Here is an 18,712-nt window from a genome sequence, read left to right on the forward strand (position 1 = left end):
CGCGAAGTCCGGTTCCGATTACCCCCGAATGGGTCACTTGGATTGCCCCCCTACGCAGCCCTCCGTGTCCGGAGAACAGCTATCGCCCCATAGATCCTCGTTGCCAACCCCTGTAACCGGCTCATCGACCAAGGGCAACGTAAGGTTACGTACAAGTTCCGGCAAATCCACGTTAATTTGGATTGGCGGCGGTGAAAGTAGTGCGCCGACATTATTTTCAGGCGTTACCGGATGTTCGATATCAGTCTTGGTGCGGACGATTGTTTCGAGCCCAATGCCGGGTTGCAACAAGGTACAGGGTAGCCCGATCACGCACCCGTTAACCGTCGAGAGCGGGTTGAACGGTCCACCCGCCGCCGCCGCATTGCCGTTCACGGTAACCAGGGACACGGTATCGAGGCCGGCCAGCGCATTTCCGGCCGAATCGATCAGCACCCCGTTCACGACGATTCGCGTGCCGGTTCCCGCGGTCGTGATCGAAAGGGCATTGGCGGTGAAGCCGCGCCGGTCGGCAAATGCGGTGGTGGTGCCCAGGTTCTGGATGAAGATGCCGTCGGTGACGCTCGCCTCGATCGATCCGGCCAGCAGGCCGCCTGCCGAACTCGCAGCCGGTTGACCCATCAGGCCGTCGATCGCGGTGATGTCCGTTGCGGTGTCGACCTGGCCGATGACACTAGAGGTGGCGGCGGTGAACCGGTCGGCCGTGACCCGCAGGATGCCCTGTGCGCCGCCATTGGCGTTTGCCAAGGCGATTGCGCCCAGATCCGTCGCGACGTCCACCCTTGGCGCGATCAGGGCGAACGTATCGAATGCGCCGGAAGTGGTGAGCGCGACGTTCCCGATTACCGAAATGCGTCCGTTCGACGTTAATGAAAGCGTCCCGCCCGTGCCGATCGCCTGACCGGTGCCGAAGCCCAGCGTGAGGTCGCCGACCTGGACTGCGCCGGTGCCGGACTGGACGACAATGGCAATCGCACTGTCGGCGAAGACCTGCTGCAGCTCTGTGTTGTCGAGACTGTAGCCGCCAGCCGCCGCGCCGCCGATCGTGCTGGTATTGGCGCCGTTGCTGTTGGTGAAAGTGACGCTGGTCGTCCGGCCGCGCTGGCCCAACTGCGCAGTCGGACCGATGACGATATCCTGCGAGGTCGCCGTCATCGTGCCGCCGACGGCAAAACCGTCGATAGTCAGGGTCTGTCCTGCGCTCATGGCCAGCAGACCGGCTGCAACTGCATTGCCGGCGATCGATGCATTGGCTCCTGCATCGACGGTCAGGTCGGCGCTGGAGGTGAGGGCGCCGTTTGCCGCGATGTCTTGTCCGGCGGCAATCGCAATGCCGGCACCGGTGACGGCGCCGGTGTTCGAGAACGCCCCGGCAGCGCTCGCAAGGTCGACGCTGCCAGTTGCGCTGGCCGTGGCAATATCGAGATCGCCCTGTGTCTGGATCGCGAGGTTTCCAGCCGTCGCGGTGGCATCGGCGAAGGCAAGGCTGCCGCTTGAGGCAATGTCGAGCGACGTGCCGCTTGCAGTCACCGGTCCGGTCGACACGAGATCGCTCACCGTCAGCGCGCCGTTCGCCTGCAGCAATGTGCTCCCGCCGGATGAAAGGCCCTGCAGGCTCAGCGCGGTGCCAGAGGTGATCGAAGTCTGCCCTCCGCTGACGATTGAGCCGCTCGCCGTAACCGCATTGCCTGCCGTCGCCGCGAACGCGCCAGTGAGATTGACGCTTGTGAGACCGATGTTCTGCGCGGCGTCGACGGTGGCATCGGTTCCGGTCAGCGGACCGGCGAGTGACACGGAGCCGCCGGTGCTCGTGAGCTGGGCTGTCCCTGATGCACTGCCGCTGCCCAGGGCGAGGTCGCCTGCGGTTTGTATCGAAAGATCGCCCGCGGTTGCGTCCGCCGATGCGAAGGACAACGCGCCGGTCGAGGCGATGTCGATCGACTGGCCCAGCGCCGTGACCGGACCGGTCGAGGTGAGTTGGGCCACGGCTATCGGGCCTGCGGTCGATTGCAGCAGGGTCGTGCCGCCCGAAACGAGGCTCGGCAGGGAAATTCCCGCATCGGCCGCGATGGCGGTGTTGCCTGCCGCCGTGACCAGTGCCGTCGACGAGAATGTCCCGCCGGCGGCAACGTCGAGGGGGCCGCTCGAAATGAGGTTGGCGTTGGCGGTCACGTCGGTGCCGGCGCCCAGCGCGATGCCGGCGCCATTGACTGCGCCATTGATCGAGAGCGCTCCATTGCTGCTGGTGAGCGTCACTGTTCCGGTGGCATCGACCGTCGTGACGACGAGGTCGTTGCTGACGTTCAGGGCGAGATCGCCGCCGGTCGCAACGGCGTTGGCGAAAGTCAGGCCGCCGCTCGACCCGATCAGGACCGAGAGGCCGGAGACGGTCACCGGGCCGGTCGAGAGCAGGTCGGCGACGTTCACCGGGCCAAGCGCGGAGAACAGGCCGGTGGTCCCGCCCGAGGTCAGGCTGCCGAGATCGATACCGGTCGCGCCGTCGATCAGCATGTTGCCGGCGCTGGTGATCAGGCCGGTGCCGGTGATCTGCCCCTGCGTCGAGGTGATCGTCAGCGGGCCGCCGGAATCGAGGCTGCCGGTGCCGAGAATGTCGAAGAGGGCATCGCCGGTGGTGGTGAAGGTCGTGTCGCCCACGACCGAGATCTTCGCGTCGGCCGTACGCAGATAGAGTCCCTGGCCATCGGACCGGGCGGTGTCGCCGATTGCGGTTGCGCTGAAGGTCCCGAAGACGGTGAGCGCCCCGCTTGGGGTGGCTGCCGAGCTTCCGATCTTGAGGAAGCCCGCGACGGTCGGCGGCGCGGTGCCGCCGGGATTGGTCCCGCCCGTTGCATCCGCGGTGAGGACGGCATTGCCCACCACGTCGAGAGCGCCCCCTTCCGAGGCGAGGCCGGCGCTGCCGCCGGTTGCCAGGCCCTGTGTCAGGGAATCGACGCTGTTGGCGCCGCCGGTCGCAGAGCCGTCGACAAGCAGGTCGGTGCCCACGGTCATCGTGCCCGTGCCCTGTTGCCCGGCACTGGCGCTGCCGCCGAAGGCATTGCCGCCCAGCGCGCCCGCCACGGAGCCGTTGCCGCCGATGCCGTCTGCAAGGACCGAGACGAGCCCGTTGAGGGTTACGGTGCCGCCGCCGCTGCCGGACAGCACGGCAAGGCCTCCGGTGCTGTCGCCGCCGATGCCGCCCAGTCCGGCCGCGCCGGCAAGACCGCGGGCAGTGACCTGGGTGACTCCGGCGACAGTGATGGTGCCGCCCGAGCCCGCAAGCCGTGCCTGTCCGCCCGTACCGTCGCCACTGCTGCCGTTGGCGGCTGGGTCGACGCCGAGGCTCGAGCCGTTGGCGTTTACCGAGATTCCGGTGCCGTTGACGATGAGCGCGCCGCCAGAGACATCGACTGCGGCAAGTCCGCCAGTGCCATTCCCGCCCTTGGCGCCGCCGGTTACGCCGCCGCCGGTTCCTTCGGCCAGGACGGAGAGCGTCGAGGCTACCGTCATCGTGCCGCCACTGACCGCGACCTGCGCGGTGCCGCCGGTGCCGTTGCCCAGCGAATCCGCGCCGCCGACCGAAGTGAATGTTCCGCCGAAGGCGCTGGCGTCGACTTGCGCCGGGTCGGCCAGGGTCACCGTGCCGCCGTTGAGCAGGAGGCTGGCCGTACCGCCCTGCGCCGCGGCGCCATACTGGTCGGCGCCGGGCGAGGCGAACGGGTCGAGGTAAGTGCCGTCCGCTCCGGCAAGGACGGTGAGACCGGTCCGTGCGGTTGAGAAGGAAGCCAGTGCTGCATCGACGACGAGGCTGCCGTTGTTGGCGACCGAGACGGTCGCGGTGCCGCCTGTGGCGGTGCCTGCGCCCGAGGTCCCTCCGGTCGTCGTGGCGTACGCCTCGACCAGGAGGCTGGGCAGCGACACCGAGCCGTTATCGATCGTCAACGCGGCATTGCCTCCGAACATGTCGGGAGAAAAGACCGAGCTGCTGGCGGAACTTTCCACTTCGAACCCGGCATTGGCGCTGATGGTGGCGTCCGAACCGGTTGTGAGCGAGCCGCCCGCCCCGACATTGACCACTGCGCTGCCAGCGCGCGCGAACCCACCCGAAGCGCTGTTTGCGGTGGTGTAGGCATCGGCTGTGACGTCGAGGTTGAAAGCCACGTTGAGCGCGACGCCTTGAATGTCGAGCCGCGCGCCATTGACGAGGTCGGCCGTCGCATTGCCGGAAACGCCGCCGCCGAAGCTTTCGCCGCTGTGCGCGCTGGCTTCAAGGCGAAGGCTGTCCCAGTTTTGCGCATTGCCCGCAAGCGATACGAGGATCGAACCACCGAAGCCGTCGCCGCCATTGCCACTCGATCCGGACCCGTAGCCCGAAGCGTTCAGGCCTATGCTGCCGAAGTTCAGGGTGCCGCCGGTATCGGCCATGGTGATGCCGCCGCCGGTGCCGTTTCCGCCGGTCACGTCGGAATAGCCGCCGGAACCCACGGAATCGATGAACAAACTGGTGCCCGAACCGATCGTCCCGCTGCTCGCGACGAGCAGGCCGACCTGGCCGCCGATACCGTTGCCGCCCAGCGCCACGCCGTCGCCGCCGTCGCCCGAAGCGTCGAGGCTGAAATTGCTCGCGGGTACCGTGCCGCCGCCGGTGGCGGTGAGCTGGATCGAGCCGCCCTGACCGTTGCCGCCGGTATCGCCGCTGCCGCCCGCGCCGCTGGCGCTGGCACGCAGGCTGTCTGCCGCGAGTGTTCCGGCGCTGACGATGCTGACGCTGCCGCCGGTGCCATTACCGCCTGTGCCGACGGCAACGTTCTGGCCGTAGCCACTGACGTCGATTTCGAGATTGGGCGTGGTAATCGACCCGGCACCCAGGCCGATGGCGACGCTGCCGCCCGTGCCGTTGGCGGATAGCGCTGCCGTACTTGTGGCATCGCCGATCGCGCGCAGGCGAATGCGTCCCGCCGCCGTCAGCGCGCCGCCTCCGTCGACATTGACGGCGACCGCGCCGCCCTGGTCGGCGTAGCCCGCATTGACGTCCAGCGCATAGGCAATGCCGAAGGGTGGGAACTGCAGGTCCGAAGGCAGGCCGGTCGTGTCGTTGGCGACGATCTGGGCACCGCCCAGCGCATCGAGCCGGACGAGGTTGATGGCATTGAGCGTCGTGAAACGGTCGAACTGCGTCAGGGTGGTCGGCGCGACGGTGATCGTGTCGGTTGCCGAGGCTGTCGTGACCGAAGTGAACTGCGCATCGCCGATGGCGATGTTGGCGGTCGCGGTGAAGGGGCTTGCGGCGTCGAAACCGATGCCATGCCCCGCCGAGAGGACGACCGAGCTGCCGTCGCTGGTCGCCACGGCCGCCGCGTCGTAGCCGATCCCGCCGCTCAGCAGCATCGTCAGGCCGTCGTTCTTGCCCATCGCGACCATGTAGATCGATTGCACATCGGTGCTGCCGGTCGAGGCCGCGCCGCCCGTCGATCCGGTATGGACCACGCCGTTGGCATCGGTGGTGCCGGTGGTGACATTGATGTCGAACAGGCCGGCGTTGATCGTGATGTCCGCCACTTCGGCCGCGACATAGGCGATCGAACCGTCCGAACGCACGGTACCGCCCTGCTCGATGCGGGGAGCGACGAGGGCGACGTAGGCCGCATTGGTCGGTGCCTGCGGGTTGAGCAGGGCGTTGATCTGCGCGCCGTTCCGGATCGTTACCGGGGCCAGCGATCCTGCCGCTCCGGCGAACCGGATCTGGCCGGTGGGACCGTAAAGACCGCCGGTCGTGTCGATCGGATTGGTGGTGAGCACCAGCCCGCCGACGTTGAAGGTGGCGGTCGAGCCGATGATCACGCCATTGGGCGAATAGAACCAGACATTGCCGCCGGTCGCGCCGGCCAGGGTGCTGTTCACGGTGCCGTCGAACTGGATCGTCGAACTCGTGGGATTGCCCGTGCCATCGACGGGCACGATCCGGTTGAGCACCGTGTAGTCGGTGCCGCTGAAGCCGGAATCGGTGAAGTTGGCGGTGGTCCCGCCTGTCTGGAAGATGACGTTGCCGGTACCGCCCGGATCGTTCGTCGTCCAGTCGATCACGACTTCGGTGGAGCCGATGAAGACATCGGTCGTCCCGGCGCCGTCGACGATGGAGGCGATACCCGAGTTGACCGTCCCGATGCCCTGGAAGGACTGCGCCTGAGCCGGAGTCGGGGCGGCGATGGCGAGGACCAGCGCGGAGAGGCTCGCCCCGGAGAGCGAGGCGCGGTGCTGGCGGGCGATGGCGGTGAGGGGCTTCTTGGTCATGACGGATCCTGCGGCCAGAGCCGTGCCCTAACTGTGAAAAGCACGCGTACATCGCCGCGTTCCTGTTGGAATCCGGCGCGTCTCAATGGAACTGCGAGTGACAGGTTGGCGTCGATGGCGCCGCCCCAGCGTGCCCGCAGGCCGCCGCCCGCCGAATAGGCGCTCTGTCCGTCGCTGCCGTGGCGCCAGGCGCGCGCGGCATCGAGGAAGGCATAGGGCTGCACCGCAAGGGCCTTGTCGACTGCACGGGCGATGCCGCCGTAGCGCAGCTCGAAGGAGGAGCCGATGCCGCTGTCGCCGAGCACTGTGCCGGGATCGAAGCCGCGCCCTACGGTGTAGTTGCCGATGCTGAACTGTTCGTAGGACAGCAGACGGTCGGGCGAATATTGCGCGCGGGGCGAGACGGCGAGGGCCAGCTTGGGCACGGGGCGGAATTCGGCCGTGGCCTCTGCCCGCAGCACGAAGGCGCTGGGATCGGCCAGCAGGTTGCTGATCGGAACGTGCGGCGTCAGGCAGTTGCTGAGCGGCGAACAGTCGCGGCTGGCGCCCAGCGCGTCGAGCCCGTGCCGGGCCTCGACCTGCACCCCAAGGCGCCAGCGCGGCTCGGCGGCGGTATAGCCGCCATGGCCGACGAGGCTCGCGCCATCTGCGGTGTCGGCGGCAAGGCGGGCATAGAGTACGCGCAAGTGGTCGCGGGTCAGCGGCGTGGTCGCGAAATCGATGTCCTGATTGACGATCTCGAGGCCGCCTGCGGCCTTCAGCGAGACGGCGCGCTTGCGGATCAAGGGATAGCTCACCCCGATGTCGGCGGCGATCGTATCGCTTTCGAAGGGCAGGGCGCCCGACGGCTCGCTGCGGCCCCACAGCAGGCTGCCGCCCACGCGCAGCCCGCTGGCCCCCAGCGCGAAGTCGTGGGTCGCCTGCAGGACCGTCTGTTCCTTGAAATCGAACGTGTTGAACAGGCTCACGGTGGTGCGGTCGGCCAGGCCGGTCACGCCGTTGAAGGTGGCCTGGATAAAGCCGCCTTCGCGCCCGACCGCCCTGGAACCCAGGTTCTGGATGCCGCCGACAAGTTCGAAGGGCTCGCGGCGCACGACGACGTCGCCGATGACGTCGCCGGGCGTGCCCCGCGCCGGCTTGAGGGTGAGGCGGACCTGGTAACCGGGCATGTCGCCCAGCAGCAGGAGCTGGCGTTCGGCGACGTGGGTGTTGAACCAGGGTTGTTCTGTCAGGTGGGCCAAGTGCGCCGCAATTGCCTTGTCGTTAGCGCCGACATCGCCGCGAACCTGCACTTCGACCAGTCGCGCGACGAGCACGTCCATCTGAACCTGGCCGCCCTTTTCGATCCGCTGCGGCGGGATCTGCACGGCGGCGAGGTAGCCCATTTCGCGCAGGGCCGTGGCGGCGCGGTCGCGCACTTCGCACAGGGCGGCAACGGGCAGGTCCTGCCCGGCCATGTCACTCCAGGTGTCGTCCAGTACGCTGGGGTCGACGGCCTCGAGATGCGCGAAGTTCACGCGGGAGAAAGTGATGCGGGTCTGGGCGAAGGCCGGGTCGGCCAGCGGGCAGGGGCCGCGCTCGATCTGGCTTTCGACATCGAGGCGCGGACGCGGCGCGGGCAGCCGGTCGAGGACGCGGCCGGGATCGAGGGATTCGCGTGTCTGTGGCTGGGGCGCCGGCGCGGCAGTCTGTGCCCGTGCCGCCAGCGGGAACGCGGCCGCCGCGATCGCCGGGCCGAGCATCATGCTCCGCCGCAGCGAACCGCTTCGCGCGCCGCAATTCCGTTTCAGATCCGCGATCGCAATCGCCCTCATTCTCATTCCCCCGGCCGGACCTCTCTGTCCGGCAAATCCTTCATGTCAGGGCCCCGTCCGGAACCCTTACCCCTGTGTGCCGCGCGCTCAGTCGGTCGGCAGGGCCAGCGAGCTGGCCAGCAGCGAAACCTGGCTCTCGCAGCCCTTGGCCAGAAGCGCCTCGGCAAGATCTTCGGGCGCGTAGTCGATTTCCGGCATCAGCTCGAACGTCACCTTCACGTCCGGTTGGCCCCTGCGCGAAATGACGTAGGAAGCCCCGTCGGCCACCGGCATAGCGACTTCCCATGGCGCGACCATCGAGCCGGTCTGGAAGGCGAGCGTCGTGGCGCTGCCGCCGTCAGCCGGTTTGACGCTGTAGCTTTCGTCGCCTTCATTGCTGGGCCGCCAGGCGCGCACTTCGGCCGGATCGACGACGCAGACCGGGCCGGGGCTGGTGACGTCGACGTACCACAGGTTGGGGCGCAGGGGCTTGCCGTCCGGGCCGCTGCCGCGAACGGCCCCGGTCCGGACCCGGCTGGCACTGCGCTGGGTGGTCAGTGCAACGAACGTCGTCGTGCGGCTGGGGCCGGTGCTGGAGCCGACCGGGAAGGTACCGGCTCCGCGCAGGACACGGGTGCCGCGCTTGTCGAGGATGGTCACGCTGTCCGACGCCTTGAGCGTGATCTCGGCATCGTCCGGCAGCTTGGTGCCCGGCGGGTAGGACTTCGCCGAAGGGCCGCTGGACGCGACGACGATGCCGGCCATTGCCGTGGCGGGCAGGGCCATCAGGACGATGGCGGTCATGCCGCGCAGTGCGGCGCGGGTGGTGCGGTGGCGCTTATCCGAGGACATAGGCCCTGTTCCCTTCCAGTTTACGGGTTCGTTCCGAGAGATTGCGCAAGGCCGGGTCGTCCGGGTGGGCGTTGGCAAGCGCATCGATGCGGTCGGCGGCGGCGGCCGGGTCGCTGTCGATCAGGGCGACGGCATCGGCCAGCGCCTCGCGATCGGCGGCGGGAAAATCGGGAGCGGGCTCGAAGATGTCGACCGGCTTGGCCCGGCCGCGCAGGACCACGCGGCCCAGCGGGCGCCACCAGTCGAGGCCCGAGCGCTCGGCGAACTCGCCGCTGGCGACGACCGAGGTTCCCAGCGACTTGTTCGCGGATTCGAGGCGGGCCGCGGTGTTCATCGCATCGCCGAGCGCGGTGTACTGGATGCGCCGCTCGCCGCCGAAGTTGCCGACCACCGCCTCGCCGAAGTGCTGGCCGACGCGGGTGCGGCCGATCGGCGGCAGCGAGGGATCGATCGAATGGCGAAATTTCTCGCCGGCCTGCCACATGGCATAAGCGCATTTCGCAGCCTTCTGGGCGTCGTCGGGCCGGGCGATAGGTGCGCCCCAGAAGGCGACGACGGCGTCGCCCACGTACTTGTCGACGATGCCGCCGTGCTCGAGGACCACCGTGGTCAGCTTGTCGAGATATTCGTTGAGCAGCTTGGCGACGACTTCCGGCTCAAGCTGGTGCGACAGCTTGGTGAAGCCCTCGAGGTCGCTGAACAGGATGTAGAGTTCGCGCTTGCTGCCCGAGAGGGTCAGGCGCTCCGGGTTGTCGATGATTTCCTGCGCGATGTCGGTCGGCAGGTACTTGCCCAGCGCGTCCTGCGCGAAGCGCCGCTCGACCGCGCCGGACGCGCGCACCGCGCTCGACACGCCGATGAAGGCGAGGATCCAGCCGGCGATCCAGCCGAAGGCAGGGGTGCCGTAAGTCTCGACGCCCGAGGCTTCGAGGTAGAAGGGCAGGCCGATCATCATCGCCAGCTGGAGGATGAACAGCGGAACGATCTTCCAGGTCCGGCCGTCCAGCAGGGCGGTCAGCGACGCCGCGAAGATGAAGATGAGCCCGACCGCCCAGCGCTCCCAGCCTGAAACCGGTGTCCGGCGTGCGCCGTCGAGCATCTGCGCGATCATCGCGGCATGGACCTCGATCCCGGGGACAGTGGTGCCGGTATAGCTGGTCAGGGTGGTGGTGACCTGGTCGGTATCGATGATCTGGCCGCCGATCAGCACGTAGCGGCCTTGGACCTGCGCGGCGAAGGCGGCGGCCATCTCGGGATCGTCGAGCGAGGCGAACAGGTCGATGGGGATCGACGAGAAGACCGGCGCGTCGCTGTCGGCACGGCGGTAGCGGATCGATCCGGTATAGCCGGCAAAGGCCCTTTCCTGCCCGGTGCCGCCCGCGGCGACCATGGCGCGCCCGAGCAGTGGCGGCAGGCCCGCTTCGAGCGAAGGCCACACACGCGTCGCGCCCTGGTAGTTGCTCAGGCGAATGCTGGCCGGGCGCGCATTGCTGCCCTTGAGCTGGTCGAGCAGGCTCTTCAGGTACTGCTGCTGCTCGTAGTTGATGTCGTCCTTGTTGGTCGCCTGATCGGCATAGGCGACGAACGTGGGCGTGTGCATTGCGCGCAGCGTCTGGACGAGTTCGGCATCCTCGTCCTGCGGCTGGTCGAAGAGGATGTCGATGCCGATGGCCTTGGCGCCCATCGCGTCGAGCGTGCGCAGCGCTGTGGCAAGCATCCCGCGATCGAGCGGCGAGCGCTTCTTGGCGTTGATCAGCGTCTGGTCGGTATAGGCGACGATCTGGATGCGCTGGTCCTGGTCGACCTGCGGGGCCAGGACGAAGCTGCGCAAATCGTAGAGCGAGTCCTCGGCATCGCCGACGACCGGGATGTCCCAGCTGAAACGGGCCAGGATCACGCCGATCACAACCAGCATCACGGTGGCGGCCATCTGCCGCTTGCTGGCAGCGCGCACCTTGCGCCAGCCCTTGCGCAGCAGGGTGGCGGTGGGTGGTTGCGCCGTTGTGACCGGTGTGCTTGCCATGACCGTGCCGCGCTCAGTGCGCCGGGACCGGCCGCGCCGCGTCGCCGACGATGGCGAAACCTGCCCAGTAATAGGGATGCGAGGTTAGCGGATCGTCCATCAGGCTGGTCTGCGAGGCACGCAGGGCATTGCCGATCGAGGCGTTCTTGGCCTTGTAGAAGCCGTTGAACAACCGCTCGGTCGCATCGAAATCGTCGGGCGCGGGCCAGTGGCTGGCGATCACCTGACGACCGCCCGCTGCGATGAAGGCACGCACGAGGCCGTCCAGCGCCTCGCCGCCGCCGGTGGCAAGACCGGCTTCTCGCGTTGCCTCCAAACCGGCACCCGCCGCGGTGTCGCAGGCCGAGAGGATCACGAGGTCGGCGTCGAGGCGAAGGTCGAAGATCTCTCGGAAGGACAGCAGGCCGTCCGACCGGGAATCGCCGAAGGAGGTGAGCAGGGCCGGGCGTACCGGGCAGCCCACGCGCGGAGCGGTGACGAGGCCGTGGGTGGCGAAGTGGACGATCCGGAAGGCGCCGAGGTCGGGTCGGGCCATGATCGCCTCGTCGGTGAAGTTCGCGCCGGTCATCAGGTCGGTGCCGCCCGAAAGCAGGCTGGCGGCCTCGTTCAGCTCGCGCGGAGAAATCGGCTGGTTCCAGGTTGAAAGCGGCCAGGCGCAGTCTGCATCGATCGCCGCGCCCTCGCCCGAGCGGATGCCGGGACGCACGCTGACCGGGCCGAGCGGGACGTTGTTGCCCAGGCCCAGGTACTCCTTCTTGGCCACCGATCGCGGCGCGGCGCGGGCGTCGCGGAAGCTGGCGGCGGAAAGCGCGGTCGATACCTCGCGGTCGCGTCCCAGCCAGTCGATCCCGGTGAAGTCGTACTCGTCGCCTCCGGCCTTGACCCTGGCATGGTAGGCGGCAACGCCCCTGGCATCGTCGGTCAGCAGGTTGATCGGTAGCTTGAGCATCGCGCCCGCCGGCTCGAAGATCAGGTGCGAGAGCGTTTCGATCTCGCTGCGCGCAGGGCCGAGCAGTGCCTTGTCGAGAGTGACTGCGGTGTCGATGTCGAAGGGGTAGGTGGACTGAACCCCGTTGATCGTCAGCGAGATGGAATCGCGCAGGGTGTCGACCGCGTCCTCTGCCTCGCGCGCGCTCATTGCGACTTTCCAGCCGCGCGCCTGCGTCGGCGTGATGAGCACGCCGTAAAGCGAACCGGCCAGCTGGGCGAGCTTGAAGTAGCCTTCACCCGGCTTCAGCGACGCGCGCAACTGCTCCACCGAGGCCGTGCGCTGGGCGACAGCCCGGTAGCGCGGGAACTTGGCGAGCGCGTCCATCGCCTCGAGCTGCGCACCGGCAAGCTGGTCGCGCCGGGCACGCAGCGCGTCGAGCTGGGCATCGCTCTCGCCCGGCTGCTGCGCGGCGGAGAGACGGGCGATCTCGACGCGGGTGCGCTCCAGCTCGCGCGAGATGCCGAGCGAGCGGCGATAGAGCCCCGCGGCGGCGTCGGAGCCGCCTTCCAGCTGGCGCGAAAGCTGGGTCAGCGTTTCCGCTGCGCCGGGCTGCTGAAGCAACTGGCTCGCCGTGAACAGCTCTTCAACCCGCGCGGGGGCCTGCGTGGCTTCGCCTGCCAGCAGGTCGAAGTAAGGCCGCATGAGGTGTTCCATGCCGACCAGCACCCCCTGGTCGCGTTCGACGTCGGCAATCACGCCGCGATAGATCGTCAGCGCTTCGTCGGCCTTGCCGCGACGGGCAAGGAAGCCAGCGAGCCGGGCGCTCACGACATGGACCGAGGCGCTGTCCGGGTAAGTCGTCTCGACAAGCTCGAGCGCACCGCGCAGGTTGCTTTCGGCCTCGCCGTAGCGACCCTGCGCCTCGTAGCCCAGCGCCAGTTCGGACATGATCTGCGCGCGCAGGCGAGTGATCGAGATGATCCGGCCGTCCTGCACCTTCATCGCATTGGCATAGGCTTGCGAGAGCACCTCGCGCGCTTGGTCGGGCTTGCCGTCGAGGCGCAGCGCAGTGCCGCGCAGTTGCAGCGCCTGTGCGTCGATAACGGCGGCCCGGTCCTGCGGCGAAAGGCGGGTCGGCTGCCCGAGCAGGGCGGTCAGGCTGGCCCCTGCGGCACCGTTGAGACTGGCTGCGGTCTGCCGGTCGATGTTGAGCGCACCGTCGTCGGTGGCGGCCGCGATGAAGGGCGGAACGTCGCGCGACAGGATTTCCAGCGCCTCTTTCGGGGCGCCCCGGTTGAGGGCATCGATCGCGGCATAGTTGCGGGCGAGGCGGGTCTGGACCGGATCGCGCAGGCCCATTTCCTCCGCCTCGGCGAAATTGCGCCGGGCCTGGCCGAAAGCGCCGAGATTGGACAGCTGGAGGGCGCGGTTGACCAGCGCTTCGTGGATCTGCGCCTCGTGCGAGACGACGCCGACCTGCGTGGTGTCGGCCAGGATCGCAGGGGCGGCGGCGAAGAATTCGGCCGCTTCGGCATAGGAGCCGGCGCTGTTGCCGCGATAGCCCTGTCCGAGCAGCAGGCCGGGGTCGCTGTTCTCGGCGCGGGCGCGGGCAAGGCTCAGGCTGTCGCTGGCACCGAGGTTGGCGATCGATATCGGTCCCTCGACGACGCGGTCGGCGACCAGCGAGCGCAAGGTCAGGCGCAGTGCGTCGTCATAGGCCGCCAGCCCTTCTACAGCGACCGTGCCCCGCTCGGTTTCCTGAACGTAGATACGCCATTCTAGGCCGGACTTGCTGTCGGTACAGGTCAGTCCCTGCACGCCCGGCGCCTCGCTGCCTGCGGGGCAATCGAGCATGTCGGTGCGTCCGGCCGCCACGCGCTGCAGCACATCGGCCTTGTCGCGAAATGTGTAGGCAGTGCCGACCGCACGGGAAACGTCGGCGCACAGGATCACCCACCTGCGGTCGAATATGGAGCGGCGCTGGTCCCCCATTGCAGTGCCCTGCACCTCGCAGGCCGGGCCGGCATTGCCGATCGGGAAGCTTTCTTCCGCCGAAGGGCGAAGCAAGGCGGGCGCAGCCGCACCGGCACCTGCCGGGACGGCAAGTGCAGCGACAGCCAAGATCGACCGAAACGTGCGCACCTCAAATCCCCCCAGTAATTCGTCATGTATTCCCGCATCGACGACTTGATGCGGAACTTGACCAGTCGCGGCGTAAACCCCATCGCCGAACGTCGTGGCCAATAAGTGCGATGCATTGTAGACCGCAACACGCTATTTGTTAAAGCCCGGTAATAAGTGATTTTTATCACCTGGTGCGCGCTTGCATCTGTGTTGTTGTAGCGCAAAAAGCACGCAGGTGCGCGCAATCGATACGTTATCCGCGCATTAAGGATGATTTTCTGGAATCGTTGCGCGAGTTCCGGCCTTGGGCCGAAACGAAGTCAAGCCGGCGAATCGTCCGTATTGCGCATCCAGTCGGCCAGCTTGGCCATTGCCTCGTAGATCGCCGCGCGTTCGGCTTCGCCCGATACGGTCTCGTCCAGCGCACCGCGCATGCACAGCAGCCAGGCATCGCGCGCGGCGCTGTCGATCGGGACGTGCATGTGCCGCATGCGCATGCGCGGATGGCCGCGCTCGCTGGAATAGGCCTGGGGGCCTCCGAGCCATTCGGTCAGGTAGCGCTTGAGGATCGACCGGCTCGGCTCAAGGTCCTCGCGGTGCATGGCGCGGATCGTGCGCGCCTCCTCGATCCGTTCCATGCGGTCGTAGAAGCCGTCGACAAGGCGGTCGATGGTGTCGCCGCCGCCGATGCGCTGGAATAGGCTGGCCTCGTTCAGCTGACCACTCCATCGGCATTCACGGTCTGGATCGCCTCGAACCCTTCGAAGCGCGGCGGGCCGAGGTAGCGCGGCTTGGCGGATGCGGCTCCGGCATGAGCCTTGCGGAACGCCTCGGAGCGCGTCCAGCCTTCGAAGGCCGCCTTCGATTGCCATACCGTATGCGTGGCGTAGAGGGTGTGGTCTTCGGCCTCGGGGCCGCGCAGCAGGTAAAAGGCGACGAAGCCGGACACCTCGTGGAGAAAGCTCTCGCGGCTCTTCCACATGGTCTCGAAGCCTTCTTCCTCGCCCCGGATCACCTGGAAGCGATTCATCGCGATGAACATCTGCGCGTCCTCCTGCAGGTTCCTGCCGCGCGCTTAGGCCAGCGGCATCGAAAAGGCGAGCCCTCGACTTGGCCTGCGGGCTGGCGGTCGATGGATTGGACCATCGCATTACGAAAATCTTGGATGTTCCACGATCCAGTGCGTGCGAGGTAGCCATTGCAGGATGCTTGAAACTTTATTCCTCGACAGACGTGTCTGCTGGACTGGCGCCGCAGCGTTCGCCGCCCTGTTCGCCGTGCCCGAAAAGACCGGGGCGCAGGAGATCGATGCAGGTCATCCGGTGCAGACCACCACCGAACGGCGGCAGGGTGAAGCCGAGCGAATGAAGCAGACCGAGGCGCCGCTCGATATCGCCGCTGCTTACACTGCCGATGTCTGGCACAATTCGGGCGGGACCGGCAGCGGCTGGCGGTATCTCGACAATCTGGACGTTACTGCCGAACTCGATCTGGAGGCCGCCGTAGGCTGGGAAGGCGCTCGGGTCTTCGGCTATGTTCTTTACAACAATGGCCGCTCGCTCAGCGAACTGACGGGCGATGCGCAGGTCGTCAGCAATATCGAGACCGGAGTGCGCGCCCTGCGCCTCTACGAAGCCTGGATAGAGCAGGACATTGCGCCGGGTGCTTCGGTGAAGGTCGGGCTTTACGATCTCAATTCGGAATTCGATGCGCTCGATGCCGGTGCCCTGTTCATCGGCAGCGCCCACGGTATCGGCACCGACATCAGCCAGTCGGGCGAAAGCGGTCCCTCGATCTTTCCGCTGACGAGCCTCGCGCTGCGGCTTCAGGCTGATTTGGGCGAAGGGCTGACCGTGCGCTTTGCCGCGCTCGACGGCGTGCCGGGCGATCCCTACCATCCCAAACGCACTGCGATCGAACTGGGCCATGGCGACGGCGCGCTGCTGATCGGCGAGGCGGACTGGTCGAAGGGACCACTGCGCATTCTGGCGGGGGCCTGGGGCTACACTTCAGATTTCGACCGGCATGACGGAACGGGCTCGGGCAAGAGCCGGGGCGCCTACCTGCGCGGCGAAATGATCCTGTCCGAGAATGCCGACCACAAGCTCAGTGCCTTCGCACGCGGCGGGGTGGCGAGCGGGGCGGTCAATCCCTTCGGCACCTTCCTTTCGGGCGGTGTGACGCTGGACCTGCCCGGCGACTGGCAACTGGGAGCGGCCCTGGCCCATGCCCGCACGTCAACGCAGTACCGCGCGGCCAACCCGTCGACACGCGCCGAGACGGCCTTGGAACTGACGGTCGCCAAGGCGCTCACGCCATGGCTCAGCATCCAGCCCGACCTGCAATACGTCATCGATCCCGGCGCTGTGCCCGGGGTGGACGATGCATTGGCGGCGGGCCTGCGCATCACCCTGAGCATCTGACGCCTTCTCGCTTCACGTCGAGGACGGGTGGCTGCCGCCTCAGTGCTCCGGTTCGTCGGGGCGCCGGGGTTCGGGCAGGGGTAGCCACTGTTCGGCGTCCATCCCTTCGAACCAGGCATGGGGCGCCTCCCCGGCATTCGGCCAGAGCGGGCGCAGCGTGTTTCCATCGAACAGGAAGCCGCCGCGCATGACTGCATCGATCGCGCGGGCATTGCGGATGTCGCGGCGCGGATCGGCGTCGAGCACCACCAGGTCGGCCAGCTTGCCCGGCTCGATCGTCCCGAGATCGGCGAGCCGCCCGATCGTCTCGGCAGAGCCCGCGGTGGCTGCGTGCAGCACGGCTTCGGGCGTCATGCCGCCGAGCGCATGCGCTTCCATTTCCCAGTGATAGCCGATGCCGGGGGCCTCGCCGTGCGAACCCATGCCGACCAGTCCGCCTGCTTGGGCCAGCGTGGCTGCGTCGCGCGCGATCTGGCGAAAGCGCGTTTCTTCCAGCGGATGGAAGTCGCGCCCGCTGGTCAGCTTCTGACGGATGGCAGAGGGTGACCAGAAGCGCCGGATCTTGTCATCGACGACCGGGTCGTCGTGGGCGATGAACCAGTCCATCGCCGGAGAGCCGCTGTTGGTGATGCTGAGGGTCGTCGTGTAGCTCGTACGCTGGGCGACGAGAACCTGGATCAGGTCGTCGCCCAGTTGCGGGGCGGGCAGGGCGTGTTCGTTGCCTGCATAGCCGTCGAGGATCTGCGTCAGGTCTAACTTGAGCGAAAGCGCGCCTTCAGTGGTGGGCAGCAGGTGCTGCCCGCGCGCGGCCATGGCCACCCACTGGCGCACTTCGCGCTTCCCGGTGCGATATTCCTTGAGATTGGAGAGACGATAACCCTGCGAATAGCGCGAGAGGACGCGGCGGGCATCGTCGAGTGAGGCGATGCGCTGGCGTGAGAACACCGCCGTGCCGGTCGAGCGCATGCGCGGGGCGAGGATCAGTCCGGCATCGACCATGCCTTCGTAGTCGAGGTGGTCGACCGAAAGCGTCGAGGGATCGAAGCTGGTGGTGACCCCGTAGGCCAGCCTTGCGCGCATTCCCCACAGTTCACGAGCCGGGTTGTTGCGCCGGATCGAGCCGATGTGATCGTGGACGTCGATGTACCCGGGGGCGACGAACTTGCCCGTCACGTCGCGGATGACGGTGCCGGCAGGAACGCCGAAGCTGCCGCTCGGGCCGACCTTCACGAAGCGGTCCCCGCTCACGAGGACATCGGCATCCTCGATCGCCCTGTCGCCGTCCGCCATCGTGAGGACGGTGGCGCCGCGCAGCAGGATCGAGCCTTGCGGGACGGCGCGCGGCAATGCGGCTTGAAGGCGCATCGCGGCCAGTTCGCTGCCGCCCGTTGCCTCGCGGCGGGTGAACAGGGTGCCGCTGACCATGTCGAGGCTACGGTCCCCGCTCCATTCGAACCAGTCGACGCCCATGCCGGGCAGGACATGCGCGGGGCTGTCGGCGGCGGTAAGGTCCACTTCCCTTGCCGGATCGGCGGGGGTGGGCAGGACGTACAGGCGGTTCGTAATCATCGCCGCGACATGGCTGCCATCGGGGCTGATGCGCATGTCGTCGACGTCGGCATTGCCTTCGACGAAGTAGTAGGCCGGGCCGGTGACATGGGCGACGGGTGATACTTTCCCGGTGCCGATATCGACCCGGGCAAGCCCGCCTGCATCGAGCAGGAAGACGCTGCCCGGTGCCGTCCGCGCGAAGTGCGGCCGCGCCCCGAAGGTCCCCTGTGCGATGATCCGAAGGCCGCTGCCGTCGATGTCCAGCTCGACCAGTTCGCTCTCGCGCAGGGAGCCGAATTCGAAGTTGGTCTGCCGCCGCTCTTCCAGCGAGGAGCGCAGGACGAGCAGGTGCCTTCCGTCAGGCGTGAAGACCGGGAAGCGGTAGTAGGCGGGGAAGCGCGTCAGCCGTCTGGCCGCGCCGCTGCCATCGGCAGGTGCGGTCCACACCGCGCTGCCCTGGGCTTCGGACCATGTGACGAAAGTCAGGGTCCTGCCATCGGGCGACCATGCCATCTGCGCCGAGCATTCGGCATCGAAAGGCAGGCGCCGTGCCACCTCGCTGCCGAGATCCTGCACCCACAGCGATCCCAGCGCGGCAAAGGCGATCTGCTGCCCATCGGGTGAGGGTACGGCGGCCATCGCCAGCTTCGCCTCGACCGGGCCGGTCGGTTCGTGGATCGCAAAGCGCGTGGAGGGACCGAGGGCGACGCGCGCGGTCAGCTTGCGC

The 18,712-nt window shown here is 67.7% G+C and carries 9 protein-coding genes; 1 reads left to right on the top strand and 8 read right to left on the bottom strand.

Going from position 1 to position 18,712, the window contains the following annotated elements; all coding sequences use genetic code 11:
- Window positions 1-33 precede the first annotated feature (33 nt).
- From SPHV1_RS11460 to SPHV1_RS11490, 7 genes are all read right to left on the bottom strand, one after another.
- Complete coding sequence (locus SPHV1_RS11460; RefSeq protein WP_054946165.1) at window positions 34-6,288, bottom strand: hypothetical protein; 6,255 nt, start codon at window positions 6,286-6,288, stop codon at window positions 34-36.
- On the bottom strand, window positions 6,285-8,102 hold the full coding sequence (locus tag SPHV1_RS11465) for a ShlB/FhaC/HecB family hemolysin secretion/activation protein (protein ID WP_231634638.1): 1,818 nt from the start codon (window positions 8,100-8,102) through the stop codon (window positions 6,285-6,287). The genes SPHV1_RS11460 and SPHV1_RS11465 overlap by 4 nt, the downstream gene beginning before the upstream one ends.
- 87 nt (window positions 8,103-8,189) lie before the next feature.
- Window positions 8,190-8,933, bottom strand: a complete 744-nt coding sequence (locus SPHV1_RS11470; protein ID WP_054946166.1) for a hypothetical protein — start codon at window positions 8,931-8,933, stop codon at window positions 8,190-8,192.
- The gene (locus SPHV1_RS11475; protein ID WP_054946167.1) at window positions 8,920-10,956 is read right to left on the bottom strand and encodes an adenylate/guanylate cyclase domain-containing protein; all 2,037 of its coding nucleotides are present in this window, start codon (window positions 10,954-10,956) and stop codon (window positions 8,920-8,922) included. The genes SPHV1_RS11470 and SPHV1_RS11475 overlap by 14 nt, the downstream gene beginning before the upstream one ends.
- A gap of 13 nt (window positions 10,957-10,969) precedes the next feature.
- Window positions 10,970-14,029, bottom strand: a complete 3,060-nt coding sequence (locus tag SPHV1_RS11480; RefSeq protein ID WP_082430969.1) for a CHAT domain-containing tetratricopeptide repeat protein — start codon at window positions 14,027-14,029, stop codon at window positions 10,970-10,972.
- 302 nt (window positions 14,030-14,331) lie between these two features.
- A complete protein-coding gene (locus SPHV1_RS11485) occupies window positions 14,332-14,811 on the bottom strand; it encodes a group II truncated hemoglobin (protein WP_231634641.1) in 480 nt (159 codons plus the stop codon).
- Entirely contained in the window at window positions 14,724-15,053 is a 330-nt protein-coding gene (locus SPHV1_RS11490; protein WP_054946169.1) for an antibiotic biosynthesis monooxygenase, read from the bottom strand. Before SPHV1_RS11490 ends, SPHV1_RS11485 begins: the two co-directional genes overlap by 88 nt.
- Before the next feature lie 163 nt (window positions 15,054-15,216).
- On the opposite strand from SPHV1_RS11490, the gene SPHV1_RS11495 reads away from it, so the two are divergent.
- Window positions 15,217-16,434 carry a carbohydrate porin gene (locus tag SPHV1_RS11495; protein WP_054946170.1) on the top strand — a complete coding sequence of 406 codons (1,218 nt, stop codon included), beginning with the start codon at window positions 15,217-15,219 and terminating at the stop codon, window positions 16,432-16,434.
- A gap of 39 nt (window positions 16,435-16,473) precedes the next feature.
- On the opposite strand, the gene SPHV1_RS11500 is transcribed toward SPHV1_RS11495, so the two are convergent.
- Window positions 16,474-18,712 (bottom strand): amidohydrolase family protein (locus SPHV1_RS11500; protein ID WP_054946171.1); only part of this gene is annotated, 2,239 nt, incomplete at its 5' end.

It is taken from the genome of Novosphingobium sp. KN65.2 (genome assembly GCF_001368935.1).
In the GTDB taxonomy this organism is placed as follows: Bacteria; Pseudomonadota; Alphaproteobacteria; order Sphingomonadales; family Sphingomonadaceae; genus Novosphingobium; species Novosphingobium mathurense.